This window comes from Psychrobacter sp. BI730, assembly GCF_013414195.1.
Classification (GTDB): Bacteria; Pseudomonadota; Gammaproteobacteria; order Pseudomonadales; family Moraxellaceae; genus Psychrobacter.
In genome coordinates this window covers 39,420-64,917 of sequence record NZ_JAATTV010000008.1, presented here as the reverse complement: position 1 = coordinate 64,917, position 25,498 = coordinate 39,420, and the positions used below count along the sequence as shown (strand labels likewise).

Here is a 25,498-nt window from a genome sequence, read left to right as displayed (position 1 = left end):
AAAGAAGGTCTGAATCATATCACTGGTTCAGACTTTCTTTTTTAAGACAAATATTTAGAGAGTATTAAATACTTATTAGTAATTTACCTTACCAGTAGTAAACGTAAATGACTGCTGCTCTAATGTTTTATCGTCAACCAAAATATCAAAGCTGACCTTATATTTGCTATTGCCATAAAGTCCGCAATTACCACCTTTATTACTACCTGATTCACAGCTTTTGAGCGCATCCGTTAATGGCAAGATAAATGCTTCATTCGTTGGTAGCGCATAATTCGTACCTTTGTACGGATCATTGTCAGAATCAAGCAGTTGAATCGGCAAATCTATATTACGCTGCACATCTCTGAATTTAACATTACTCACTTTAACTTTATCAGCGGATGGCATGTTGATATAAACCGGCTGTCCGATAGGATCAGTACGTAAATTGCGCCCAGAGCCTCTGACTGGATTTGGGGTTTCGTTATAAAGTGCAGTGACTGTCCCCGTCACATCTTGACATGGATACGTAAAAACACCTTCAAGCGTTTTATTTATCGTGGTTTTTGTCCCTGCAGCATTGCTTACTAAAACATATCCTTTGTTGTTAGCAGCATTTTTACCACTAGGTGTATAGGTTACCATTCCTGTTCCTACTACACCTGAGGTTGGCAACATTAAAAAGCGTAGATGATAAGGCGCTGACAACAACGACTTTGCCATAGAGCTTGCCACGGCTTCTGTACTTAAAAAATTGCCTGCCGAACTGTAATAGACAGACTGGGCAATGTTTTCAGTGACACCATATTGAGAGTTACCATAGTCTGCATTGATCAATCGATCTGCCAGATCTAATCCACCGAAAAAAGGATTGTTAGCACCCGTAACACTGGCAATATCGCTAATTTCATTTTCGAAATGCGCGTTAAAGCTGGTTGGTAAGCTATTGGCAAATACATATTTTATGTAGTTCGCGTGCTTAATGGCAATATCGTCTAGCTCTGTATTAACGGATAGACCATTTAGGCCACAACTGCTTCTTGCCAAACTAAACTGATTATTTGCACTTAGTGCTGCTTGTGCATTATTATCAGCTGACCCATTGCCATCAACGTTAGGAGTACCACCACTTTGTTCAGTTGGTGTCGCTATAATCGGAGCTGAGGTGATTGGTTCTGACGTTGTTAGCTTAACTTTCTCATCACTTTTCGAGCCATTTAAACCATCCACAGATGGATCACTTCCTTCAGACTCACTACTTCCACCACAACCAGTCAGAAATAGAGTCAAAAATAGCACTGCAGCAAGGCTTTTTTGGGAAGTGTTGGCTATCATCTCTCATCCTATAAAGTAGTAATATTTGTGTGTCACTTATAGTAAAAATAAATATTAGAACTTAGCTATTGATTTAATAGCCTTTGATATTAAAAACGTGCTGTATTTAAATTTATAAAACCTTGCTCATTGTTTTTAAAGAAATTACATTCATGAGTATAAATTTTTTACTCTCATATTACAATATGATTTTTCGCTTAGGCTATTTCGAAGACTGATTATAAGTCCAGTATTATTAAGTTTCTAGCATTCTTCTCACTGGCGCAAAACTACGTCTATGCGTTGGCAAGACGCCATATTTTTCAATCGCCTCCATGTGCGCACGCGTTGGATAGCCTTTGTGTTTGGCAATACCATATTCCGGATACTGAGTATCCAGTGCATACATCGTCTCATCACGACTTACTTTTGCTAATATACTGGCCGCTGCAATACTAGTATGACGCGCATCGCCTTTTACCCATGCTTGGCAATCAATCGCCAATGGCGCTCCCTCTAAATGTTTAAAGCTATCATAGTTCAAGTCAGGGCAACGATTTCCATCAAACAGTACTTCGATCTTTAATTGATCAAGCGACGTGCTGTTATCATTTCCAGTAGTCGAGAATTTTTTAAAAATCACTTCTAGCAATGATTCAGTACATAAGCGCATGCCAAGCATCGTTGCTTGCAATATATTCACCTGATCGATTACTGCTGCTGGTATATCAGCGATAATATAACCGATAGCATACTGCTGAACCAATGGATAAAGGATATCGCGCTTTTTTTCACTCAGTTGTTTGGAGTCTGTCAGTATCGACAACGGCGTGTCTTTAAGCGGTTGCTCTTCAATGAGCCCTGACCAAGTCGCAGGTAATATTGCCGCCGCCACATTGACGCTACCTAGTAACGGCCCGCGTCCTGCTTCATCAACGCCGATTTGCAGTATTGATTGCTCTGTCTCTTGGTTATCATTAGTCAGATATTGAGTAATCAACTCAGCGGTATTCATTTGCCCATATAAACGTATGGGCGCTGCTAACTGAATATATTGTCCTTTGACATCAATATGCTCGATATTGATGTCAATCGTCTGAGCTGAGCTTTCTGTACTGTGTTGAATATGCATAATATTAAAAGGTCTTTCTTGGTTAATTAGGATTAATAGTATCGGTATTTTGGATAAACCACTGTTCAATCACGCTATTTGCAGGCTCATGGTTACTTTGCTGATGTAGCGACTGCTTTGTCACTAGTAAGTCGTGTAATTGCTCGGCATAAGCGCGTGGTTGCAGCAATCGCATCACGGTACGGCAGATATTGTCACCGCTTGCTTGCTCTTGAATCAGCTCAGGTACAATCGGTGCATTAGCCAATATATTAGGCAATGCCACATATGGCACTTTTACCAGACGCTTGGCAATTTGGTAAGTCAGCTGATTTAATTGATAGACCACTACCATCGGCCGTTCAAGCAGCATTGCCTCCAGCGTTGCTGTCCCAGATGCTAGCATCACGATATCTGACGCCGCCATGGCATGTTGGCTAAATTCTGGCTGGGTATCATCGTAGACCACCACAATTGCTGCACGCAGCTGCTCTGAGCGTTGATCGATCACCTCTTGCACGATATATTGATGGTTTTGATCGACCGTTGGAATAATAAAGCACAGCTTAGGATCTAACAGGATTAACTTTTGGATACCATCAAGCATCAATGGCAAAATGGCTGTAATTTCACCGCGCCTAGAGCCTGGCATCACACAAATAAGCTGACTCACATCATCAAATCGTTCGATGAAGAACTGCTGCAACCCATCATTGTCCCAAACGAGCTCACTGCGACGTTGATTGATTGGTGTATCGATAAGGGTCTGATCAATGGTTCGTAATAATGGATGACCCACACAGATCGCTGGATGGTTATGTCGCTCATAAACTGGCAACTCAAACGGGAATAGGCATAGCACCAAATTGGTCGCCGCTTTAATATTATGGATACGCGACTCGCGCCACGCCCAGATAGAAGGACTGACGTACTGCACACAGAACACGCTCTGAGGCTTTAGTTTTTTGGACACTCGTAAATTAAAGTCAGGCGCATCAATACCGACGAACCAATCAATATTAGCAGCCTTAAATGCGCTCAGTAGCTCGCGGCGCGCTTTGAGCAAATCGGGTAGCTGCGACATGACTTCAACCAGACCCATCACTGCCAAGCGCTCTAACGGGAAGATACTCTGTAGCCCTTGCGCCTGCATTTTTGTACCGCCTACGCCTACCCAGACAATATCATCACGTAGATTATTCATTTGCCGCATAAAATCTGCGCCTAAGCTGTCACCAGATACCTCACCTGCGACAATGCCTATTACTAGCGGCGTAGCATTTATATTTGCTACTTGAGAATCCGTCTCGGCTTGATGAATGAGGTCAGTATGGTGATGAGACGTAGCAGAATCTGTCATGACAAGCTCTCGATATTAGAAATACACAAAATAAAATAAACCGTTATTATAAAATATAACGTAATAAATCAGCGATACGACTCATAGATAATGTGCGCACTCATCCGTACTGTTTGAATGACACAGTTTGGGCCACCCATCGCTAATGTTGCTATCATACTTGACGATGATACAAATAGCGAAATTCACGCATAAAATCTGAGCGTTATGCACCAAAAACTCAATCAACTCTTATTAATAGATAGAAAAACCAAATGCTAAACGTGCATTTAGAACGTCAAATATCACGCTAAGTCTCTATGAGTATAACTAAGTTTTAGTTTCCTCATTCCAGTTATCAGTCAATTAACTGCTCGACTACCCTTGTCAACCAACACTTTTGTCCGCATAATGATTATTCCTATAAATCAGCTAGACGATATATAACCATGACAACATCAGTTACCCATAATGCAGATATTGACGACGTGAATATTGAAAAATTTATTCCTTTAATTACTCCCGCCGAGCTAAAAGCCGAGCTGCCTCTGTCAGACGACGCGTATAACACCGTACTAAAAGGTCGTAATACTATTCAAGATATCTTGGATGGTAAAGACAAGCGTTTGTTTGTGGTCATTGGCCCTTGCTCTATTCACGATATCAAAGCCGCTCACGAATATGCCGATCGTTTAGCCGTATTGGCAAAAGAAATCGAAGACAGTGTATTTGTAGTCATGCGTGTTTATTTTGAAAAACCTCGTACGACGGTTGGTTGGAAAGGCATGATCAACGACCCTGACATGAATGACAGCTTTGATATAGAAAAAGGCTTGCGCACGGCTCGTAAATTGTTACTTGATCTGAATGAAAAAGGTCTACCTTGCGCGACTGAAGCACTTGACCCAAATACACCGCAGTACATTCAGGATCTAATCAGCTGGTCAGCCATTGGTGCACGTACCACTGAGAGCCAAACGCATCGCGAAATGAGCTCTGGTTTATCATGCCCAGTTGGCTTCAAAAATGGTACTGATGGCGGTATGACGGTAGCTGTAAATGCCATGCAAGCGGTTAAAGAAGGTCATAGCTTCTTAGGTCTATCATCAGATGGTAAAGTCTCTATCATCAAATCTAAAGGTAATCCTTACGCGCACGTGGTACTTCGCGGTGGTAACGGCAAACCTAACTATGATGAAACTGCGGTAGCTCAAGTTGAAAACGAGCTGGCAAAAGGCAAGACCAATAGCAAGATTATGATTGACTCAAGCCATGCTAACTCCGGTAAAGACCCTTACCTACAACCGATGGTTATCAAAAACGTTGCCGAACAAATTCAAAACGGCAATAAATCAATTATCGGTATGATGATTGAGAGTCACTTAAAAGGCGGCAATCAAAAATTGACTGCTGATTTAAGCCAGCTTGAGTATGGCAAATCGATCACCGATGGTTGCCTAGATTGGGATAGCACTGTCACAGCATTACGTGACTTACGTGATATGGTAAAAGATGTGCTACCAAATCGCTAATAGCTAATAGCTATCTGCGATAATTTATCGTCGAGCAAACAATAAAAAGCCCTTTTCGCACTGATGCGAAAAGGGCTTTTTATTTATGAACGTTTTATAAGAAATACTGTATTCTCAAACTTGGTTAGCAATGACCAACAACGATACATGTTTCATTAATTGGTCAAAGCTAACCAAGTTTTCAATTAACTATTTGCAGCACCTAACACACTCTCTAAGCTTTCGAGCACATGCTTAGATGAGACATTCTTTTGTAAATCTATCAGCTGCTTGTGCGCCATTTGGCGGCGAGGCTCAGCCAACGTATTCCAGCGGGCCAGTACTTGCAGTAAGCGTGAGGCTAATACAGGATTGGCATCATCTAATTTCTGAATCACGCCTGTATACATCTCTAGACTTTCTGCCGTCCAGAGTACCGTCGGTTGCGAGCTAAAAGCGCTGATAACTGAACGGACACGGTTAGGGGTATTCCAATCAAAGTCCGTATGCGTCAGTAGCGACTTAACCATATCAGGCGTCACATCGTCAGCGGCAGCTTGTACACTGAACCACAAATCGATAACCAGATCATTTGCTTGGAAACGATCATAGAAGTCTGCTAAGTACTTATCTGCATCTACCAGCTGATGATTGACCATGGCCTTCAATGCACCAAAGCGCTCAGTCATACAGCTCGCATTGTCATACTGCTGCTGTGCCCAGTCTGCTGCATCATCTACATTCGCCGTCAATGCCATATCGAGTACGACATTACGCAGCGCACGAATGCCTCGAGCTTCAGCGCTATCCTCATAAGACTGCATTGGCAGATTATTGTACAGCTCAGCCCATTGGCCTTTTAACTTATCAGCCACTTGCTTGTATAGCCCATCACGCTGCTCTTTAACCAACACTGGATCGTAGTCTTTAGAAATAGCAGAAGCCAGCTCTTGCGCTGATGGAATATCAAGCAATCGTGCCGCTAGCATCGCATCATCAGCTGCTAAGACAGGCAGTGTCTGCGCTAATGCTTCTAGGTATACATCAGGGCTGCTCTTCGTACCTTGGCCTTGCAGCAAAATACGATTTACCAGCATTTGAGTTACTTGCCAGCGGTTAAACCCATTGGTTTCATGCTTAAGCAAAAATGCTAAGTCTACATCTTGATAGTCATAATTGAGCTGTACTGGCGCGCTAAAGTCACGTAGTAATGACACAACAGGCTCACTCGCGACATTCTCAAAGACAAACGTTTGCGTCGCCTCGTCAAGCAATAACATACGCTCAGCAACGATAGCGCCTGAGTCTTTGTCAAATAAGGCGGTTGCTACAGGTATCGGCAATGGTTTTGGTGCATCAAAGCCTTTGACATGGCGTGTTTGCTGATTCAAAGTGATGGTCAGCGTCTGTGCGTTGCTATCATAGGTTTGAGAACCCGATACCACTGGCGTACCAGGTTGACGATACCAATCAATAAAATTCTCGATTTTGTCATCGGTGATACTCAGTGCTGATAAAAAGTCCTCAACCGTTACCGCTTGTCCATCATAGCGACGGAAATATTCATCTGTTCCTTTGCGGAAATCATCTGGCCCTAACGTATTGGCAATCATGCGTACAATTTCAGCGCCCTTCTCATAGACAGTCGTCGTATAAAAGTTATTAATCTCAACAAAACTTTCTGGACGTACTGGATGTGCTAATGGGCCTGCATCTTCGCTAAATTGATGGGCACGCAAGGTCGCCACGTCATCAATACGCTGTACCGCACTTGACTGTTGGTCTGCTGAGAATGACTGATCACGGTAAACGGTAAAGCCTTCTTTTAAACAAAGCTGAAACCAATCACGGCAAGTAATACGGTTACCTGTCCAGTTATGAAAGTACTCATGAGCAATAATGGCTTTTACGCTAAAACTACGGGCATCAGTGGTCGTTTCAGGGCTAGATAACACACAAGCGGTGTTAAAAATATTGAGACCTTTATTTTCCATTGCCCCCATATTAAACTGGCTGACCGCCACAATCATGTAGCGATCTAGATCGTAGGCTCGCCCGTAATTGACCTCATCCCACTTCATAGCGTCTTTTAGGGCTTGCATACCAACATCGCATTTATCGATATCAGCAGACTTGGCATATAACTCAAGCAATACTTCTCGACCTTCGCTAGTCGTATAAGAATCTGTCAATACGTCTAAATCAGCAACCACACAGGCAAATAGATAACTTGGCTTATTGGTTGGATCGTGCCAGATGGCATAATGGCGGTCTGGCGCATCGGCCACTTCACCTGCTTCGACTAAGTTACCATTGGCCAACAACGTCGGATAACGCTTATCTGCTTCAAGTCGCGTGGTAAATATCGCCAACACATCAGGGCGATCGGGATAAAAAGTAATTTTACGGAAACCCTCTGGCTCACATTGAGTGACAAACATAGTATCGTCACTACTACCGGCCATGTATAAGCCTTCAAGCGTCGTATTGGTCTGCGGACAGATACGTACTTGAATGTCTAAAGTAGCTCGCTCAGGGGCATCATAAATCGTCAGCTTACCTGCTTCCTGCTGATAATCCTCAGTGCTCAGCGTCTTACCATTCATCGTAATCGTTAGCAGCTCTAATGACTCACCAAATAAGACGATATCCCCTGCCGTTTGACGTACCATCTCAAGCGTACTGTCTACCTGCGCGTAGTCTTCAAACAGCTTAATATCTAAATGCACTGTCTCGACATCAAAACTTGGTTTGGTATAGTCTTTTAGATTAATCTTGCTTGGCGCATGGGGCGGCACATCTGGCATTTCAGGATTGATGATTTGTGCATCAGTTTCAGCAGTAGACATATGGTGTCCTATTATTATCGTTGATTTGGTTATAAGTTATTTTTACTAGGGATAAGTAATGAGTAATATGATTTCACTATTTGCAAAAGGCACTAGTGCAAATAAAGACTTAGTCTCTAGGCTAACTAATCAGCTAAGCGCATAGTAAGCTAAGCACATAGACAAAGCTTCGTAGTGATTAAGCTAACTTTTATTACTAAATTGATTTTCTCATCAAGCTTATAGCTAGATTGACCTAAATCGCCAAATTTCAAGTATGCAAAGTAAGATATCGTCGGTTCAAGATGATTTAAATATGAAACATACGTTATCAATTGGATAATGTCGTTGAAAATGATTTAATAGTCATACTGATGACCTATCATTTAACTAACGGCCTATTATATGACAAAAAATACGGTGAAACGCGCAGACATTACCCTACCTTTGCTTATAGAGTATGTTGATGCACTACTACCCTCATTAACGACTCAAACAGAACTGTCACCTGAGCATAACAAAGATAATAGTGAAGCATTATGGGTAACCCATAACCATGCCGACTTATTAGCACTACAAGCACAACTTGACGATACTACATCTACTAATAAGAACACTGAATCGAAGCTGAACGCACGACACTTATCAACGTTATCAGATCTTGCTAAACAGCATGTACCTGATCGTTATGAGCTTGCTTGCTTTTGGCTGCCTACCTTGTCAGAAGAGCTGACTCAACACTATGTGCCGCTACTGATGCGCTACCGTGACCTGTATGCCGCGCATTTGCTTATTGCATTGGACAGCTCGATAGACCTAAAACCTTACGGCTTTACGCCATTTGATATATTGAGTGAGCCATCTCTAAATATTGATAATATTCAATCTATTACCTCATCAACCGTTACTGCGACGCTTTGGCAATTTAATCTATATGACTACAAACAACTGCCGAATTGGCTCAATGCTGACTACTGGGCCAACCCTGAAAACTGGGGCAAGCACCGCTGGTAATACGCTCGATTTTATCTATCGTAATTTACAGTAAAAATACTTACATAAATTAACATTTAGTATATTATAGATAGAGATTGCCTAAGTTTTATCGGAAGCAGTTAAAAAAAACAAATTTAATTAAAATTTTAGGAGCTCGTCATGTCAATCAGTTTTTCTAAGATCGCTGTTCTTGCTGTACTATCAAGCGCTGTTGCACTGACCACTGGTTGTGCTACCAAGCGCACTACTTCAGAAGTTGTCGTTGCCCCGCTAGGCATCCCAGGTGGACAAGTTGGCTATAATGGTGCGGTTATCGTTGATAACTCAAACGCTGTCATCACGGGCGCTGAGAATATTCAAGCAGTGGTCTACTTTGCCTTTGATAGCAGCGAAATTACTGCTCAATCAGCGAGCGCCCTTAACCAACACGTAAGCCTGCTAAATTCAAACCCAGCAGCGACTGTCGTTATCGCAGGTCACACTGATGAGCGCGGTAGCCGTGAATACAACATGGCACTAGGTGAGCGACGCGCACAAGCTGCCCGTAACTACCTTGCTGCTCAAGGTGTCACTGCAAACAACATCCGTGTCATTAGCTATGGCGAAGAGCGCCCTGCAGCAGCTGGCAACACTGAAGACGCGTATGCACAAAACCGTCGTGCTGAGCTGTCTTACTAAATTGTGATTTAGCGTTATTTATAGCGTTCGATAGTTTAATAAAAGCCCAGCAAGAGTATATTGCTGGGCTTTTTGGATTTTTAGTAGGTTAATTAGATATAAACTATTTAAATATAGCTACTGTATGACTATCTATGTATCAAATACATAGCGTTCAGACTTACTCAATTCTATGATAATCGTTTTTGACGACTAGTAATATATGCCGACTTCCAACCTTACCCAGATACAGTACACGCAACTCGACACCACGACATGGTGTGTGACTGCCCAAGTGAGCGAGTCAATCAGTCATTTAGTCACTGGAAGCTTATGGAACAAGTCATTATGGTTGTCATCATGCAATACGTCGTGTAAAGACATCATTAAGCTCAATAATCTAAATTGGTACTATCAGGTGGCGACAGCAGCACCTAGACACTTAGTACCTGCTCTAGCACGTAAACAGCGTCAGCAGCAGCGGCAAGGCGTCAGGCAACTATTGCAAGAGCTGCTTAAAAAATTAGAAATAGATGACACCTTGGATGAGTCAAGCTTTCCCTATCGGCTCGTCAACAGTCAGCATTACGTATGCTTTAGCCATACAGGAGCTGGTAGTTCAAAGCAAACTACAGAATCGAATCAGACAAATTTTACACGTTTACACAGCAAAATAGCGGTCGTGATCAGTCGTCAGCGTCCTGCTGGTATCGATATAGAGACCAATAATATTGCGTGGCATGTAGTCAAGCGTTTCTATTCAAAGAGCGAGCTGACCATTTTACAGGAGCTATCTACAGATCAGCGAGAACGCACTGCCAAACTGTTATGGCAAATAAAAGAAAGCTTTATCAAAGTGAACCAATATACATTAGCTCAAGGCTTAGGTATGGATTACTCTCACCTTATTCCTAGCTTGATTGAAAATAATAGAGAGATTAACTCTGCCTCTGTACTCAATGATAGTGAAGATACGGATTACCAATCTGTTTACCGCATTGCCACGTTACGATCTCAGCAAACTGTCATCGTTTTCTGAGCAAGGTTTTCTAAGTAAAGTTCAAATCTGACTTTTAGCATATCTTTCAATACTCTATTTTAAGCATAAAAAAACGACCCTAAAAAGGATCGTTTTTTTGTTTTCTACTAATGACAGTATTTAAACTGTGATTAGACTAGAAACGGTAAGTTGCGCCAACTTTAACGATTGGCAACCACTCTAACCAATCTTTATCTTCTAGCTCTTGCTCAGCAAGTTTAGCAACTTGACCCGCATTAAGACCAGAAGGTATATCAGTAACACCGTTAGAAACTCTCACAACATTTTCTGGGTCAGTTGCATTTACAGTAGCATTAGTTTTACCCATGTATGCTGCACCGATTTCACCAAATAGACCGAAGTTGTTTGTGATGTTCGGACGGAAACCGATAGTAGCGTAAGGAGCTAGCTTGTTACGATGCTCCATAGTACCTTGTAAAGTACCTACATCATCTGCGTTGTATGACACATCATTAATTTTGTAAGTACCGCCTTTAGAGTTAGCAGTTACATCAAAATCGTTGTCTGGAACGATGATACCAGCACCAACTGTGAACCAGTTACCAGTAGGACGTAATTGTACACCTAGGTATGGGTTGCTAAAGTCAGCATCTACATCATAGTTTACGTCGTCTGCATCGAAATCACCGCCGAAAAGGTCAGCTACATCGCCACCTGCCCAACCAGCTTGTAGTTCAGTTTTCTCATTCATTGACCAACCGATGTTCGCACCATAACCTAGAGTACCAACTTCAGCGCTAACTGATGCTGGGTTTACTACTTTACTGAAGAAACCTTTAGTACCACCAACAACAGCGCCAGTAGTGTTGCTTACTACACCAGCGTTAGCATCATATGCGTAAGAAGCAGGTTCTGCTTGATAGGCAACAGCAACTGGCTCAACTTCATATGCAACTGCAGCGTTGTCATCAACAACGATAACTGGATCAGCAGCTAATGCAGCAGTTGATGCTAGAACAGCAGCAGAGATTGCCGTCAATTTAATAAATTTCATAATTATTCTCCTAAAGTGTGAAATAAACCCGCCCATAAAAAACGATGATTGTGCTTTTGTTAAACCATCATTTTGTTGAGGTGATTAAAACAATTCTGACTTAAAAAGTCACCCCTACTGATGCTGTTTTTATTTGCCATTATGTAAAGATTGCATAGGTACTGTAATAATTGCTACACCAATCTGCAAAAATTCGCTTTTATGTTACATAACGTCCTTAAAGTAACCAAACAGCGTAAACATGAGACTTCGCTTGCTTAATGTTTATGTAAGGGTATTGCAAAACATGTCCACATAATTATCTAGAACGCACTTTGAATCAATGACAGTTATATGGCTTAACCTTACCGAATAGTGTGCCTTGTGAGTTAACGTATCTATTGTTACTTATATGAGAAAATCTACACCAACAAATAAAACGATATAAATGATCTCATATAACGCGACTAACGCTTGCCTCAAGCGGATATTATGCTAAATTAGTTGTTATAATAGATTTGTTATAGAACGTCAGTATTGTCACCATTTGTCTTATTTATGAAAATTTTGTGATGCTGTCTGCTCTATTTCTTTACTCCTACTGAGTCATATATATGCCTAAAGTATCGTCGATTACCCGTGTCCTAGAAATCATCGAAGCAGTGTCCTATGCTTCAAAACCGCTTTCTCCACTAGAGCTCTCACAAGAGCTAGATATCCCTAAACCGACCATTCATAGATTGATTCAAAACTTGGTTGATGATGGTTTTTTGACTGTTGATATTGGTGGCGGTATTATCCCTGGTAAGCGCGTACGCAATTTGAGCGTTGAGCTATGGCAACAACGACTGTTCTTTAACGAGCGGCAGATGATTTTGCAAAAACTGGTTGATGAGCTTAAAGAAACTTGCGGTATTGGCATTCCCTATCATATGAATATGATCTATACCAACCGTGCTCAGACGACCTTGCCACTACAGATTTATCTTCCTGTCGGGGCAAAGTCACCTATGTGGTGTACAGCGACTGGCAAGCTATATCTAAGCCAATTATCTACGACTAGCCGTATGAAAATATTACAAGGGTTACCACTAGATAAGTTCACTAAGAATACCATTACTGATATCGATGCATTAAATGCCGAGCTTGATCGTATCGCTGATACTGGTATCGGCATTGATAATGAGGAGTTTATCTCTGAGATGGTGGCAGTGGCTGTACCTATACTCGACAAAAAGTCACGCTATCTGGCTTCTCTCTATTTGCATGCACCAACTATACGAGTATCACTCGACGATCTGCTGACTCATGTACCACGCCTACAGAAAGCTGCGCAAGACGTTCAGACGCTCGTCTACGATCTGCAAAGCTAATACTATCTATTAGCCATCAAAAAAGGTCTACGCTATGATTTTAGCGTAGACCTTTTTCTTTTTAGCAAATGCATTCTCTTAATTAATGCCACCTACTAATGATACGAAAAATTCTTAATATTAGTATCTTTAAGAATTGGTATTCCTAAAAATTGATATGTCTAAGAAGGTTACATTCAAAAGAGAAGCAGTCAAGAGAGTCATGTTTGAGACAATAATGAGACGTCATGACGTCCGATAATACTAGAAAAATCTTTATCACCATTCTCTACAGTATGTGAGGCATATAACTCTGTTGCTTTGGCACCCATTGGCGTCTCTACTTCAGTGTCTTGAGCAGTTTGCATCGCAAGGTTTAGATCTTTTTGCATCAATTTGCTCATAAAGCCACCTTGATAGCCGTTGCTAGAGGGCACATTTTCCATGACTTTCGGATAAGGGTTATAAACTTCTAGTGTCCAGTTACGCCCTGAGCTCTGTAGCATGATGTCTGATAGCACTTTGGGATCTAAGCCGTTCTTGACTCCTAGATTAATCGCTTCTGCCGTGCCTGCCATCAGAATACCTAACAGCATGTTATTACAGATTTTAGCCACTTGTCCTGCACCGTGCTCGCCAGCATGAAAGATGTTTTTGCCCATCACGGCAAGTATTGGCTCAGCCTTAGCAAAAGCAGCAGCATCGCCACCAACGATAAAGGTCAAGCTACCAGCAATTGCCCCGCCCGTACCACCAGAGACCGGTGCATCTAAAAAGTCGATGCCAAGTTTATCTGCCGCCTCTGCCACTGTCCTTGCATCAGCAGCCGCTATCGTACTACTGTCAATCACAAGCGTGCCTTTTGGCAGCTCTGCAAGCAAACCATTAGAGCCGCTATCACCCAAGTACACAGAATGTACGTGCTGACCTGCAGGTAACATACTAATCACAACTTGAGCGTTACTCGCAGCATCTTTAGGATTGTCTGCCACCCTAGCACCTGCTTGCTGTAGACGCTGGGTTGCAACCTCAGACAAATCAAAAACAGATAGCTCGTAACCTGCCTTTAATAAGTTCTCTGCCATTGGCGCACCCATATTACCAAGCCCGATAAAGGCAATATGTGGTTTAGTGGTATTATTATTCATTGTACTTGTATCCTTTGTACCCATCTCATCACTCCTTGATGATTTATAATGTAGCCATGACTACATTCTGTCTTACATTGTTTATTAGTGAATATTACTTATTATAAATGTCGTTCTTTCACGCCCTAGCATACTTCTTTAAAATTTTATAAAACGGCTAACCGTCCTACTTGATAGAGCGCTTTTAGGCAGTTAGCGGACACGTTGACTGCCTAGTGCGTTATCACCCAACCAACCCTCTAGAGGGTGTTCATTTTTTGGATAAGGATTGACAAAGTGCTGATCGATATACGCCTGCCCTTCTACACTCAGACAGTCTGCTAATGAACGCGACCATTTGGGATTTCTATCTTTATCAATCAATAGCGCCCGCACACCTTCTCTGAAGTCAGGATTGGCTGCACAATGTACTGCGACATTAGTCTCTAAATACAGCACTTGCTCGATCGATAGGTCAGCGACTTTATAATAGAGCGCATAGGTCAATGCTGCCGTCACTGGGCAGCCATGGCGATAAGTGGCGACTGCGCGCTGCGTCCAGCTGTCTTCTGCAAAGTTTTGGTTTAGCTGTGCGAGCGCAGTATCGCTTTGTAGCAGCGCATCGATATCAGCCAGACCACCACTATTCATCAACTGCTGAATAGGTTGCCAATATGTTGCAAGCTTACTATCTGGCAGTTCGGCTACTGGCAACTCAGCAAGCGCACGGCTGACAATACTATGCGCACTATTGTCATGGCACTTATTTGAACTGCTCGTGTTATCGACTGCCTGCCAGTCGCTCTGTCTGAGGCGCTGCATGACGGTATCATAATCCTGACTGGCAACGGCATACTCTGCCAGATTGGCCAATAGCGCATCGCTGCCATTACACATCGCGCCAGTTAGACCTAAAAACAAACCCGTCTTAGCAGGCATGCGCTGCAAAAACCAACTGCCAGATGCATCAGGGAACAGTCCAATGGTGACCTCAGGCATGGCAAAACGTGTGCGCTCAGTGACCAGACGATGACTACATCCTGCCATCAGCCCCATACCGCCGCCCATGATGATGCCATCGCCCCAAAGTATTAATGGTTTCGGATAAAAATGCATTTGACGATAGAGACGATACTCATGACTGAAAAACTCAGTAGCATAAGGGTTTGGCATGGGTGCACTGGTAGACATACTGTCATAGAGCTTACGAATATCGCCGCCTGCACAGAACGCTTTGTCGCCTGCACCTTTTAATACGAGCGCCACCACTTGATTATCATCTTGCCACTGCTCTAGCTGCGCTGATAGCAATTGACACATATCAATGCTGAGCGCATTAAGTGATTTGGGTATATTGAGTGTCATGACTCCAATCAAGTGCCCGCAATCTGTCGGTTCAGTATTGAACAATACAGAGGCCTCTTGCTCGATATTGTTCGAAGAGTTTTGGGTATCGTCGGTAGCTGCTGTCATAAAAGTGACCTACAAAGTTAAAAAGTTAAATAATGTCATGAGTGTTATGACCCAAGCATTTTAAGCAATGCTTATTTGTTTTGCCAATTGGGTTTACGCTTTTCTAAAAAGGCTTGTACCCCTTCGCGCTGATCCATCGTGTCAAACAATTTCACGAACGCTTCACGCTCATGTATGAGATTTTGCGCAGGCGGCGTATCTCTAGCCGCTTGAATAAGTTGCTTGGAATAACTGACAGCAACGGGTGATTGTTTAGCGACTTTTTCTGCTAAGGCCTGAGCGACTTGCAACCCTTCGCCTTTGGCCGCGACCTCTTCAACCAGACCGATACGCAATGCCGTCTCTGCATCGACCCGCTCACCGCACAGTATCATGCGCTTAGCCCAACCCTCTCCTACTAACATAGCTAGGTTCTGTGTGCCGCCAGCACATGGCAATAATCCCACGCCCGTCTCTGGCAGTGCCATCTGGGCGTGCACTTCTGCGATACGGATATCACATGCGAGCGCACACTCTAGCCCGCCGCCCATCGCATAGCCATTGATGACAGCGATACTGACGCCACGATAGGTAGATAGCGCTTCAAATGCTTCACCAAATGCAATCGCCATACTTATTGCGCGGCCTTTATCGCCGTCTGAGAAGTTGTTTAAATCTGCACCAGCTGAGAAGAATTTTTCGCCATCTCCATGCACGATTAATGCGTAAACATCGTCGTTGGCATTGAGATCTGTGATGAGCTGCTTAAGTGCTTGCAGACTGTCCATCGTCCACGTATGTGCCGGTGGGTTATTCAACGTCAACGTTGCGGTATGGCCATCAATTGATAGCTGTAGATTTGTATAATCTGTCATAAAACATCCTTGTTTCAGTAAAACGAGATAAATTAGCGTAGCTGGTTTAGCCCTTCATTTTGTAGAACTTGACGTGAAATAATCACACGCATGATCTCATTGGTACCTTCCAGAATTTGATGGACACGTAAGTCTCGTACATGGCGCTCAAGCGGATACTCATTTAGATAACCATAGCCGCCGTGCAACTGCAGGGCCTCATTAGCAACATCGAAACAAAGATCTGTAGACAGACGTTTTGCCATTGCGCAGTAGGTAGACGCTTGTCCATCGTTGTTGTCAACTTTATCAGCTGCTAGATACAGCATTTGGCGTGCGGCGATGGTCTGGGTCAACATATCAGCAAGTTTAAACTGTACCGATTGTAAGCTAGCAATCGGGCTACCAAACTGGCTGCGCTCTTGCACATAACTGGTTGCGGTCTCTAACGCCGCTTGTGCCGTACCTACCGCACAAATACCGATATTAATACGACCACCATCCAGTCCTTTCATCGCGATACGAAAGCCTTGGCCTTCCTCACCTATCAGGTTTTCTACAGGGACTTTAACGTCTTTAAAACTAATCGTGCGTGTTGGCTGTGCTTTCCAGCCCATTTTATGCTCGTTTTTGCCATATTCGATACCAGCACTATTGGCGTCTACGACGAACGCTGACACGCCTTTGGGCCCAGCGCTACCAGTACGTGCCATTACTACCAATACATCGGTTGAGCCTGCGCCAGAAATGAAGGTTTTTTCACCGTTTAGTACGTAATGCTCGCCTTGCTTCTCCGCTTTGGTACGTAAGGAGGCTGCATCAGACCCTGCATTTGGTTCTGTTAGGCAATAGCTGCCAAGCCACTCACCGCTGACCATATTGGGTAGATATTTTTTGCATAGCGTATCGCTACCATATTCACCAATCATCCATGCCGCCATATTATGAATACTCATATACGCTGCTACAGCCGTGTCGCCCCATGCAAGCTCTTCGAATACCATCGCTGAGTCCAGTCTTGGTAGGCCCAAGCCATCATATTCTGGATTGGTGTACAGTCCCAAAAAGCCAAGCTCACCAGATTTTTTGATTATATCTATTGGGAAATGCGAGTTACGATCCCATTCAGCAGCATTTGGCTTTAGCTCTTTTTGCGCAAACTGACGAGCCGTCTGGCGAAAGGCGACTTGGTCATCGGTCAATGAAAAATCCATAGGGTCATCCTTGTTCTTATAGATCAAATAGAGGGCTTAAATCTCGGATAAACGTTGATAAAAGCGCTAATAAAAAGGTTGGTCAGAGATTTTATAAGACATTAGCGCGACATGATAGCGGTATAACGATAATAAAATTGCGTTTAATAGTACCGCAAGTCGCATTATCGTCATACCTAAAACACAAAATGTCATACTGATAAAACAATGAGCTGACGATTACATTGAAATCGTTGTATTGACACCGCGGCTCGCTTCATCATCAAACCAACGTGCAGTCACTGTCTTTGTCTGAGTATAGAACTGTACGGCTTGCTTACCATAAGGACCTAAGTCACCAAGCTTGCTGCCACGTGAACCTGAGAACGAGAACATAGGTAGTGGCACAGGGATTGGCAAGTTAATACCGATTTGACCAACTTGAATGTCTTGCTGGAATTTATGTGCAGCTGCCCCTGACTGAGTAAATATCGCCGTACCATTGCCATGTGGATTGGCATTCAATAGTGCAATCGCTTCGTCCAAGCTGTTAGCACGCATAATACATAGTACTGGACCAAAGATTTCTTGTTGATAAATTTGCATATCACTTGTGACATTATCAAAGATAGTTGGGCCAACGAAGTTACCTTTCTCGAACCCTTCAACGGTAATTCCGCGACCATCTAGTATCAAGCTCGCGCCCTCTTCTACCCCAGTCCCAATCAAATGCTCGACACGGGCCTTCGCAGCAGGCGAAATCAACGGCCCCAAATCCTTGTCATTTTTGCCAGCTGAGACGACCAAGCTTTCTGCTTTTGCTTTAATCTCATCAATCCACTCACCAGCTGCGCCTACTAGTACGACGACTGACAGCGCCATACAGCGTTGACCAGCTGCACCAAATGCTGCGCCTGCTAACTGATTGAGCGTTTGCTCTTTATTGGCATCTGGCAGGATAACGCCATGGTTTTTGGCACCCATCATGCACTGGGCACGCTTACCTGATTGACTGGCACGCTCATAGACGTGTTTGCCTACATGAGTAGAGCCTACAAAAGAAACGGCTTTGATATCTGGATGGTCGCAGATAGCATCGACGGTTGCTTTGCCTCCATGTACCACGTTTAGAACGCCTTCTGGTACGCCCGCTTCAATCGCTAGCTCAACCAAACGCATAGTCACCATCGGATCTTGTTCAGACGGTTTTAGGATAAATGTATTACCCGTAGCAATCGCCATTGGGAACATCCATAGTGGAATCATCGCTGGGAAGTTAAATGGTGTGATACCAGCGCAAACGCCGAGTGGCTGCCAAATACTATAAGTATCGACACCTGACGCCACGTTTTCTACAAAGTCGCCGATTTGCAGATTGGCAATACCAGCGGCATGCTCTACCACTTCTAGACCGCGGAACACATCACCGCGTGCATCTGCAATCGTTTTGCCTTGCTCTGCGGTCAAGATTTCTGCCAGCTCATCCATATGATCACGAATCAAAGATTGATACTTTAAAAAGATACGCGCACGCGTGGTGATTGGCGTTTTGCGCCATGTCTCAAACGCAGTCTGTGCGGCTGCAACCGCTTGGTTAATCTCATCATTGGTAGTTTGTGGCACTTTGGCAATGACTTCTTGCGTCGCTGGATCAGTGATATCAATCCATTCGTCGGTGTTTGATTGTACGAACTGACCATTGATAAGCTGTTGAACGTGGTGCATAAGATATCCTTATCTTTTTTGCGAGAGTACCGTGTGACGGCACCTAGATATTTATTAGAAAAATAAAAGCGATGAGTGTTTGTCTGTAAAGCATTATTAAAAACTGAATTTTAAAATGATTTATTTTGTATCGTTATTGACTATAACAATAAATCATTTTTACGGTCAAGCGCTTTATCAAAATTTTTGCTAAGTTTATTTTAATAGCACGTGCTCTTATAAAAATTGTTTAAATAACAAAAACAAAAAAGCCCATGATGACTCATGAGCTTTTTGAAGTTAACCTGAATTTGATACGCAATGAACAACATCACTATTTTTGTATGAGGCTAATTTATACCAATCAATAATCCTTCATCGCTTGCTTGATCGCATCGATTGCTGTTGGATTGTCAAGCGTTGACATGTCTCCTGTTGGCTGGTCTTCCGCTAACGCACGAATTGAGCGACGTAGGATTTTACCCGAGCGAGTCTTTGGCAATGCCTGCGGGAAATAAATAGCAGCGGGTCGAGCAATACCGCCCAAAGATTTGACGACAGCGCCTATTACTTGCTGCTCGATGCGAAAACGGTTTTCGGTGGTTTCAATTTGCGTCTGATCTTTTAGGACGCAGAACGCAATAGGTAGCTCACCTTTTAGCTCGTCTTGAATACCCACCACAGCACACTCTGCCATCTCTGGATGCGTACTGATGGCCTCTTCAATCTCTTGTGTACCTATACGATGTCCTGCGACGTTAATCACATCATCGGTACGCCCTAAGATGTAGAAATACCCTTCTTCATCTGTCACTGCATAGTCCGAGGTTGAGTACTGCTGACCATCAAACAGACCAAAGTAGCTGCTAATAAAACGCTCATCATTACGCCATACCGTGGTGAGACAACCAGGTGGTAGTGGTGCTTTAATTGCAAGCAATCCTTTTTCGCCAGCCTGACAAGGATCGCCCGTTTCCTCGTTGATGACATGCGCCTCATAGCCATACATCGGGTAACCAGGTGACCCTTGCTTGTGCGGCTTATGATTGAACTTTGGCGTATGGCTGAGGATTGGCCACCCAGACTCTGTTTGCCAATAGTGATCTAAAATTGGCACGCCTAGGTGCTGAGTCAACCAACTAGCTGTCGATTCATCAAGCGGTTCACCTGCCAAAAAGAACGACTTCACACTAGAGACATCGTAGCGCGTCATCCAGCTTTCATCTTGTTTTTTGAGCATGCGCACGCCTGTGGGTGCGGTGAATAAAATATTAACTTTGTTAGCTTCAACGATACGCCACCAGATACCTGGGTTTGGCATATGCGGCAAGCCCTCATACATAATACTGGTCATACCCGCCAGTAACGGCGCATAGATCGTATAAGAGTGTCCTACAGCCCAACCAATATCAGATATCGCCCAGAAAGTCTCGCCTGCCTTGCCATCATAGACATAATCTATCGACGTCGTCAGCGCGACTGCATGACCACCTGTATCGCGCTGCACCCCTTTTGGTGTACCGGTCGTACCAGAAGTATAAAGCAAATAGGACGGGGTATTTGACTCGAGCCAAACTGGCTCTACGACTGCATTGGCCTCACAGCTATGACGACGCTCAGTTGCATAATCAACATCGATCGCTTTGGTTTCGAATGGTAATATACCGCGATTGACCACCAGCACATGCTCTGGTTTGACAGTCGCTTGCTCAACGCCTTGATTGACTAGGTTTTTATAATTGACAACCTTACCGCCTCGTAGCCCTGCATCTACCGTAATGACCATTTTGGCTTCGGCATCGTCCATACGGATAGCCAAGTTATGGGCGGCGAACCCACCAAATACGACTGAATGGACGGCACCAATACGAGCACAAGCCAGCATGGCATAAGCCGCCTCTAATATCATCGGCATATAGATAATGACACGGTCACCCTTGCCAATACCGTGACGCTGTAGCACATCGGCAAAATAATTAACTTCTTTATATAAGTCATTATAAGTCAGGCGGCGCTTGGTATAGTCTGTATAAAACTCGACGTTATTGCCCAAATCTTTAAACGAATCAACGACCGCTGGAAAAGTTTCTATCAACTCTTGATTAATCTCTGATGACACCCACACAAAGGCATCTTGCTCTGCCCGGTCTGCTAGATGGCGATCGACGCAGTTATAACAAAGATTTGTCTCACCGCCGACGAACCATTTGGCAAAAGGCAGATTACTGTCATCTAGAATTTGCTCAGGCTCTTTATGCCAATAGATACGCTTCGCCTGCTCAGCCCAAAACTGCTCTCGATCCGTAATAGACTCATGATAAATATCAGCGAAGTTTGGCGTGTCTGTCGTTTGGGTGGAAACTGGGGATAGGGAATGGTCGCTCATAGTAGCTGTCCTTAGCATAAACGAGAAATGAGGCAATAGTATTTTATAGTTAAGGCACTCAATAAGTTGTCACGGTACTCACCTCGCACGGTGCACTGTCTGCGTGCAATTGGCTGTTACCAACTCTAAAATGCTTCAACTATAAAAAACCATGTCTTAGTAAATACTGGTCATCCTTGCCAGAATTAAAAAACCGATACATATCGTATCGGTTTAAAATGTAGCAGAGCCTATCGGAAAGGTCAACTATTAAGCGTGTAATACGCACTACATTTTGACGAATACAAATATTTGAACATTTAACTAATACTAATTAAATCTCAGTTTGATTGGCATACATCTCACGCATGACTTTTTTGTCATGTTTACCAACGGAAGTTTTTGGTAGCTCATCAACGAATTTAAACTGGCTTGGCACACCATACTTAGGAATGATACCGCGCTCTACCGCTTTTTCTGCAATCGCTTTGATATCATCAGCACTAGTATCCTTAGCATCAGGCTTTAGCACCACCAAAGCCAACGGACGCTCGCCCCATTGCTTATCACGCACCCCAATCACTGACACATCGGCTACTGACGGATGTAGTGATAAAATAGTCTCAATCTCTAGTGATGAAATCCACTCACCACCTGATTTGATCACATCTTTTAAGCGATCGGTGATTTTGATATAGCCATCAGGACGTATGTAAGCGATATCTTGGGTATGCATATAGCCATTTTCCCATAACTCTTTGCCAGCGTCGTCGTTTTTAAGGTAACTTTGGGTCAACCAAGGCGCACGTAATACCAGCTCGCCTGTATTGTCTGGCCCAGTTCCCACTGACTTATTGCCTTCACCCCATACCTGAGCATCGACCATAAGTACGGGTTTACCTGTCATACAACGACGGGCAATGTCTTCTTCTTCAGTCATTTCAGGCTCATCGAGACTAAAACCCGTTAAGCTAATAAGCGGGGCGGTCTCTGACATCCCGTAGCCTGTGTAAACTTCAATGCCTTGTGCCATCGCCGTTTTGGCTAGACCTTCGGTCAATCTTGAACCACCAATAATCATTTTTAGACCATTAAAGCTGGCGTCGCGATCCTGTGCTTCTTTGAGTACCATTTGCAAAATCGTTGGTACACAATGGGTGATACTGACCTTTTCATTGACAATTAAGTCCATCAACGTATCAGGCGCATAACGACCTGGATAGACTTGCTTTAGACCGACCATGGTTGCTGTAAACGGAAAACCCCATGCATGTACATGGAACATTGGCGTCATCGGCATATAGACATCACCATAGCTCACGCCTTGCTTATCAGGCAGCATACCCAAAGTTGCCGCTTCTGCTAGTGTATGTAGCACTAGCTGACGATGACTAAAGAAGACCCCTTTTGGATCACCTGTCGTGCCTGACGTATAAAAAGTCGTCGCAATGGTATTTTCATCAAAATCTGGGAAATCAAATTCGCTATTGGCAGCTTCTAATAGCGCTTCATATTCGCCTGTGACACGGCTTTGATTACTACCAAAGATACCTTCAGCCGTGACACCATTGTCATCTAGCCAAATAATATGCTCAATACTTGAGTTCTCGAACTGATAGTCTTTAACCAATGGCGCAAACTCAGAGTTGAGCATGAGCACTTTAGGCTTGGCATGGTTGATGGTATAAAGGATTTTCTCAGGCGATAGACGGATATTGACGGTCTGTAAAACGTACTCTGACATTGGCACGGCAAAATAAGACTCAAGATAGCGATGACTGTCCCAATCCATCACGGCAACCACGTCACCTGCATCAAGCTTTAGGTCTGCCAATACATTGGCCAAACGATTGATACGCTCAAACAACTCTTTATAAGTTAGGCGCTTTTTGTCCGCATATACAATCTCTTGATCTTGCGATACCGTTTTTGCACGGCTTAATAGTTGCTTGACCAGTAATGGATAATCGTAGGCAGATGGTGCACTGTGGTAAATGTTTGACATAGAACTGACTTCCTTGTTTGTCGTACTTATAAGGGATAAATAACAATAATAATCAAGTTACTAGCAGCATAAAATCTACTGCGCTAACCATTTTAATTTTTATAATAACATCGTTATTGATAGTAAGAAAAAAGTGGCGCTGTGTAAAGCGGTCTTACATTAAGTATCACAAGATGACTGATCAAACATACACTACATAAGAAAGCCAATCACTTTGCCCGTACTGTGGTTTTAATCATTCCAAAACTGGCTATTAATAACGCCAGTACCTGCACAAACAATAACAACCATACGGTAAGAGACCACTGCCCTCGCGCATAAGCTATGCCACCCAGCCAGGCCCCTAGCGTACCGCCTGTATAGTAGCCCATATAATATAGACCCGAAGCTAATGATCGGCCTTTTTTCACATTGACCGCGATATAGCTGATAGTCGCTGACTGCGTAATAAATACACCAGACGACATAATAGCCAGTCCTATAATCACCCCCCATAATGGCGTGGCCAGAGTCAATAACAATCCAACCATAGATACGACGATAGCTACCCGTACTGTACGCGCTGAGCCAAACCGTCGTAGCAATGTCGTAGATAATGGCGTGATAATAACACCAAGCAAATACACTGCAAAAATATTAGCAAGTGCCCCTGTCGTCAACTGATACGGTTCATCTGCCAGATGTAAATTAATAAAAGTGAAGCAGCCTACAAGGGAGAACAGCACGCAAGCGCCAAGCAGACATGCTGTTACCACATAGCGATTGGTGACGTGCTCACCCAGCGTCTGTATCGCTGAGCGAAAATTGGGGTTGGCCACAAAGTGACGAGACGATGGTAGCATCTTGCCGACCCATATCGCGCCTAGCAAGGTCATTGCGGTCATGACGTAGTAACCATGCCGCCAGCCAATCAACTCATGCAAATGCCCCAGCAAGAACCGACCCATAAAGCCACCAAGCACGCATCCTGACACATAAAAGGACATCAACTCAGTCATTGCCCGGCCCTCAAACTCCTCACCGATATAGGCAATTGTCACCACCGTAATACCCGGTACGGACAATCCTTGCATGAAGCGCCAAATGCCGACCCATTCAATGCTCGAGCTCTGGGCAATAAGCGCTGTCGGTATCGCTAAAAACAATAAAGCGCCAACGATAAACGACTTGCGCCCGACTGCATCTGAGAGCATGCCCAAAAATGGTGACATGATGGCAATGGCCAACACAGTGGCACCAACGATCATGCCAGCCTGTACTTCGGTCGCAGCAAAGTCCACCATCATAACTGGTAGTACTGCCTGAATAGAATACACTTGCAAAAAAGCAAACATACCTATCAGGCCAATTGTGAGCTTCAGTATCCACGACGTTGAATGATTGGAGATGACTGGCGGCACAGCTGTTATATTTTGGATCTGATCTTTAGAATTATTCACAGGGGATCTGACTATATTGGTTATACCATGACTGTAAATAATAACCGTCACTGGCGTGGATGATAGAGAGGAATAACGGTGATTTTGCTTATGCTAAATGTATAAGCAAAATCACCGTTATTAAACGATAAATGCTCATCATAATGACAAGCAAATTATGGTAGCACATTCACTAATATACTCAGGTTTAAAAGTGTTATTAACGCTTGATAGATTCTTTATTTGAGCTAGAGATT

The 25,498-nt window shown here is 43.5% G+C and carries 18 protein-coding genes; 5 read left to right on the top strand and 13 right to left on the bottom strand.

Translation table 11 applies throughout. From position 1 onward, the window contains the following. Nucleotides 1–75 precede the first annotated feature (75 nt). From HCZ91_RS07720 to lpxB, 3 genes are all read right to left on the bottom strand, one after another. Nucleotides 76–1,317 carry a CAP domain-containing protein gene (locus tag HCZ91_RS07720; RefSeq protein WP_179798935.1) on the bottom strand — a complete coding sequence of 414 codons (1,242 nt, stop codon included), beginning with the start codon at nucleotides 1,315–1,317 and terminating at the stop codon, nucleotides 76–78. Nucleotides 1,318–1,552: 235 nt separating this feature from the next. Continuing rightward, nucleotides 1,553–2,428, bottom strand: a complete 876-nt coding sequence (locus tag HCZ91_RS07715) for a ribonuclease HII (RefSeq protein ID WP_179798934.1) — start codon at nucleotides 2,426–2,428, stop codon at nucleotides 1,553–1,555. 22 nt (nucleotides 2,429–2,450) lie between these two features. Beyond that, nucleotides 2,451–3,767 (bottom strand): lipid-A-disaccharide synthase, encoded by a 1,317-nt coding sequence (gene lpxB / locus HCZ91_RS07710; RefSeq protein WP_179798933.1) that lies wholly within the window; start codon nucleotides 3,765–3,767, stop codon nucleotides 2,451–2,453. Nucleotides 3,768–4,195: 428 nt separating this feature from the next. On the opposite strand from lpxB, the gene HCZ91_RS07705 reads away from it, so the two are divergent. Continuing rightward, on the top strand, nucleotides 4,196–5,278 hold the full coding sequence (locus HCZ91_RS07705) for a 3-deoxy-7-phosphoheptulonate synthase (RefSeq protein WP_102078467.1): 1,083 nt from the start codon (nucleotides 4,196–4,198) through the stop codon (nucleotides 5,276–5,278). 185 nt (nucleotides 5,279–5,463) lie between these two features. On the opposite strand, the gene pepN is transcribed toward HCZ91_RS07705, so the two are convergent. Beyond that, the gene (pepN, locus tag HCZ91_RS07700) at nucleotides 5,464–8,064 is read right to left on the bottom strand and encodes an aminopeptidase N (protein ID WP_257020009.1); all 2,601 of its coding nucleotides are present in this window, start codon (nucleotides 8,062–8,064) and stop codon (nucleotides 5,464–5,466) included. Nucleotides 8,065–8,490: 426 nt separating this feature from the next. On the opposite strand from pepN, the gene HCZ91_RS07695 reads away from it, so the two are divergent. The 3 genes from HCZ91_RS07695 (at nucleotide 8,491) to HCZ91_RS07685 (ending at nucleotide 10,777) form a co-directional block, all read left to right on the top strand. Beyond that, complete coding sequence (locus tag HCZ91_RS07695; RefSeq protein WP_179798931.1) at nucleotides 8,491–9,099, top strand: DUF6231 family protein; 609 nt, start codon at nucleotides 8,491–8,493, stop codon at nucleotides 9,097–9,099. 141 nt (nucleotides 9,100–9,240) lie between these two features. Next, nucleotides 9,241–9,759 carry a peptidoglycan-associated lipoprotein Pal gene (gene pal, locus HCZ91_RS07690; RefSeq protein WP_179798930.1) on the top strand — a complete coding sequence of 173 codons (519 nt, stop codon included), beginning with the start codon at nucleotides 9,241–9,243 and terminating at the stop codon, nucleotides 9,757–9,759. Nucleotides 9,760–9,961: 202 nt separating this feature from the next. Continuing rightward, nucleotides 9,962–10,777, top strand: a complete 816-nt coding sequence (locus HCZ91_RS07685; protein ID WP_179798929.1) for a 4'-phosphopantetheinyl transferase superfamily protein — start codon at nucleotides 9,962–9,964, stop codon at nucleotides 10,775–10,777. A gap of 136 nt (nucleotides 10,778–10,913) precedes the next feature. Here HCZ91_RS07685 and HCZ91_RS07680 read toward each other — a convergent pair whose 3' ends face one another. Then, on the bottom strand, nucleotides 10,914–11,792 hold the full coding sequence (locus HCZ91_RS07680) for a hypothetical protein (protein WP_179798928.1): 879 nt from the start codon (nucleotides 11,790–11,792) through the stop codon (nucleotides 10,914–10,916). Between the two features lie 593 nt (nucleotides 11,793–12,385). Here HCZ91_RS07680 and HCZ91_RS07675 point away from each other — a divergent pair. Then, a complete protein-coding gene (locus HCZ91_RS07675) occupies nucleotides 12,386–13,144 on the top strand; it encodes an IclR family transcriptional regulator (protein ID WP_102078462.1) in 759 nt (252 codons plus the stop codon). A 200-nt stretch (nucleotides 13,145–13,344) separates the two neighbouring features. Here HCZ91_RS07675 and mmsB read toward each other — a convergent pair whose 3' ends face one another. The 8 genes from mmsB to HCZ91_RS07635 form a co-directional block, all read right to left on the bottom strand. Next, nucleotides 13,345–14,271: a 3-hydroxyisobutyrate dehydrogenase gene (gene mmsB / locus HCZ91_RS07670; protein WP_257020004.1), complete on the bottom strand. Its 927-nt coding sequence runs from the start codon at nucleotides 14,269–14,271 to the stop codon at nucleotides 13,345–13,347. 192 nt (nucleotides 14,272–14,463) lie between these two features. Next, nucleotides 14,464–15,723, bottom strand: coding sequence for an enoyl-CoA hydratase/isomerase family protein (locus HCZ91_RS07665; protein ID WP_179798926.1), 1,260 nt, complete (start codon nucleotides 15,721–15,723; stop codon nucleotides 14,464–14,466). A gap of 71 nt (nucleotides 15,724–15,794) precedes the next feature. Beyond that, nucleotides 15,795–16,577: an enoyl-CoA hydratase gene (locus HCZ91_RS07660; protein WP_179798925.1), complete on the bottom strand. Its 783-nt coding sequence runs from the start codon at nucleotides 16,575–16,577 to the stop codon at nucleotides 15,795–15,797. Between the two features lie 32 nt (nucleotides 16,578–16,609). Beyond that, a complete protein-coding gene (locus HCZ91_RS07655) occupies nucleotides 16,610–17,770 on the bottom strand; it encodes an acyl-CoA dehydrogenase family protein (RefSeq protein ID WP_165597745.1) in 1,161 nt (386 codons plus the stop codon). Nucleotides 17,771–17,989: 219 nt separating this feature from the next. Beyond that, the gene (locus HCZ91_RS07650; protein WP_179798924.1) at nucleotides 17,990–19,474 is read right to left on the bottom strand and encodes a CoA-acylating methylmalonate-semialdehyde dehydrogenase; all 1,485 of its coding nucleotides are present in this window, start codon (nucleotides 19,472–19,474) and stop codon (nucleotides 17,990–17,992) included. A gap of 343 nt (nucleotides 19,475–19,817) precedes the next feature. Further along, nucleotides 19,818–21,839 carry a propionate--CoA ligase gene (locus HCZ91_RS07645; RefSeq protein ID WP_179798923.1) on the bottom strand — a complete coding sequence of 674 codons (2,022 nt, stop codon included), beginning with the start codon at nucleotides 21,837–21,839 and terminating at the stop codon, nucleotides 19,818–19,820. 313 nt (nucleotides 21,840–22,152) lie between these two features. Further along, a complete protein-coding gene (locus HCZ91_RS07640) occupies nucleotides 22,153–23,823 on the bottom strand; it encodes a fatty acid--CoA ligase (RefSeq protein ID WP_179798922.1) in 1,671 nt (556 codons plus the stop codon). A 209-nt stretch (nucleotides 23,824–24,032) separates the two neighbouring features. Then, nucleotides 24,033–25,211 carry an MFS transporter gene (locus HCZ91_RS07635; RefSeq protein ID WP_346342185.1) on the bottom strand — a complete coding sequence of 393 codons (1,179 nt, stop codon included), beginning with the start codon at nucleotides 25,209–25,211 and terminating at the stop codon, nucleotides 24,033–24,035. Nucleotides 25,212–25,498 lie beyond the last annotated feature (287 nt).

Excerpts from the sequence above, each read along its gene's own strand:
- HCZ91_RS07720 (WP_179798935.1), bottom strand. The coding sequence starts at position 1,317 with ATGATAGCCAACACTTCCCAAAAAAGCCTTGCTGCAGTGCTATTTTTG.
- HCZ91_RS07715 (WP_179798934.1), bottom strand. The coding sequence starts at position 2,428 with ATGCATATTCAACACAGTACAGAAAGCTCAGCTCAGACGATTGACATC.
- lpxB (WP_179798933.1), bottom strand. The coding sequence starts at position 3,767 with ATGACAGATTCTGCTACGTCTCATCACCATACTGACCTCATTCATCAA.
- HCZ91_RS07705 (WP_102078467.1), top strand. The coding sequence starts at position 4,196 with ATGACAACATCAGTTACCCATAATGCAGATATTGACGACGTGAATATT.
- pepN (WP_257020009.1), bottom strand. The coding sequence starts at position 8,064 with ATGCCAGATGTGCCGCCCCATGCGCCAAGCAAGATTAATCTAAAAGAC.
- HCZ91_RS07695 (WP_179798931.1), top strand. The coding sequence starts at position 8,491 with ATGACAAAAAATACGGTGAAACGCGCAGACATTACCCTACCTTTGCTT.
- pal (WP_179798930.1), top strand. The coding sequence starts at position 9,241 with ATGTCAATCAGTTTTTCTAAGATCGCTGTTCTTGCTGTACTATCAAGC.
- HCZ91_RS07685 (WP_179798929.1), top strand. The coding sequence starts at position 9,962 with ATGCCGACTTCCAACCTTACCCAGATACAGTACACGCAACTCGACACC.
- HCZ91_RS07680 (WP_179798928.1), bottom strand. The coding sequence starts at position 11,792 with ATGAAATTTATTAAATTGACGGCAATCTCTGCTGCTGTTCTAGCATCA.
- HCZ91_RS07675 (WP_102078462.1), top strand. The coding sequence starts at position 12,386 with ATGCCTAAAGTATCGTCGATTACCCGTGTCCTAGAAATCATCGAAGCA.
- mmsB (WP_257020004.1), bottom strand. The coding sequence starts at position 14,271 with ATGAATAATAATACCACTAAACCACATATTGCCTTTATCGGGCTTGGT.
- HCZ91_RS07665 (WP_179798926.1), bottom strand. The coding sequence starts at position 15,723 with ATGACAGCAGCTACCGACGATACCCAAAACTCTTCGAACAATATCGAG.
- HCZ91_RS07660 (WP_179798925.1), bottom strand. The coding sequence starts at position 16,577 with ATGACAGATTATACAAATCTACAGCTATCAATTGATGGCCATACCGCA.
- HCZ91_RS07655 (WP_165597745.1), bottom strand. The coding sequence starts at position 17,770 with ATGGATTTTTCATTGACCGATGACCAAGTCGCCTTTCGCCAGACGGCT.
- HCZ91_RS07650 (WP_179798924.1), bottom strand. The coding sequence starts at position 19,474 with ATGCACCACGTTCAACAGCTTATCAATGGTCAGTTCGTACAATCAAAC.
- HCZ91_RS07645 (WP_179798923.1), bottom strand. The coding sequence starts at position 21,839 with ATGAGCGACCATTCCCTATCCCCAGTTTCCACCCAAACGACAGACACG.
- HCZ91_RS07640 (WP_179798922.1), bottom strand. The coding sequence starts at position 23,823 with ATGTCAAACATTTACCACAGTGCACCATCTGCCTACGATTATCCATTA.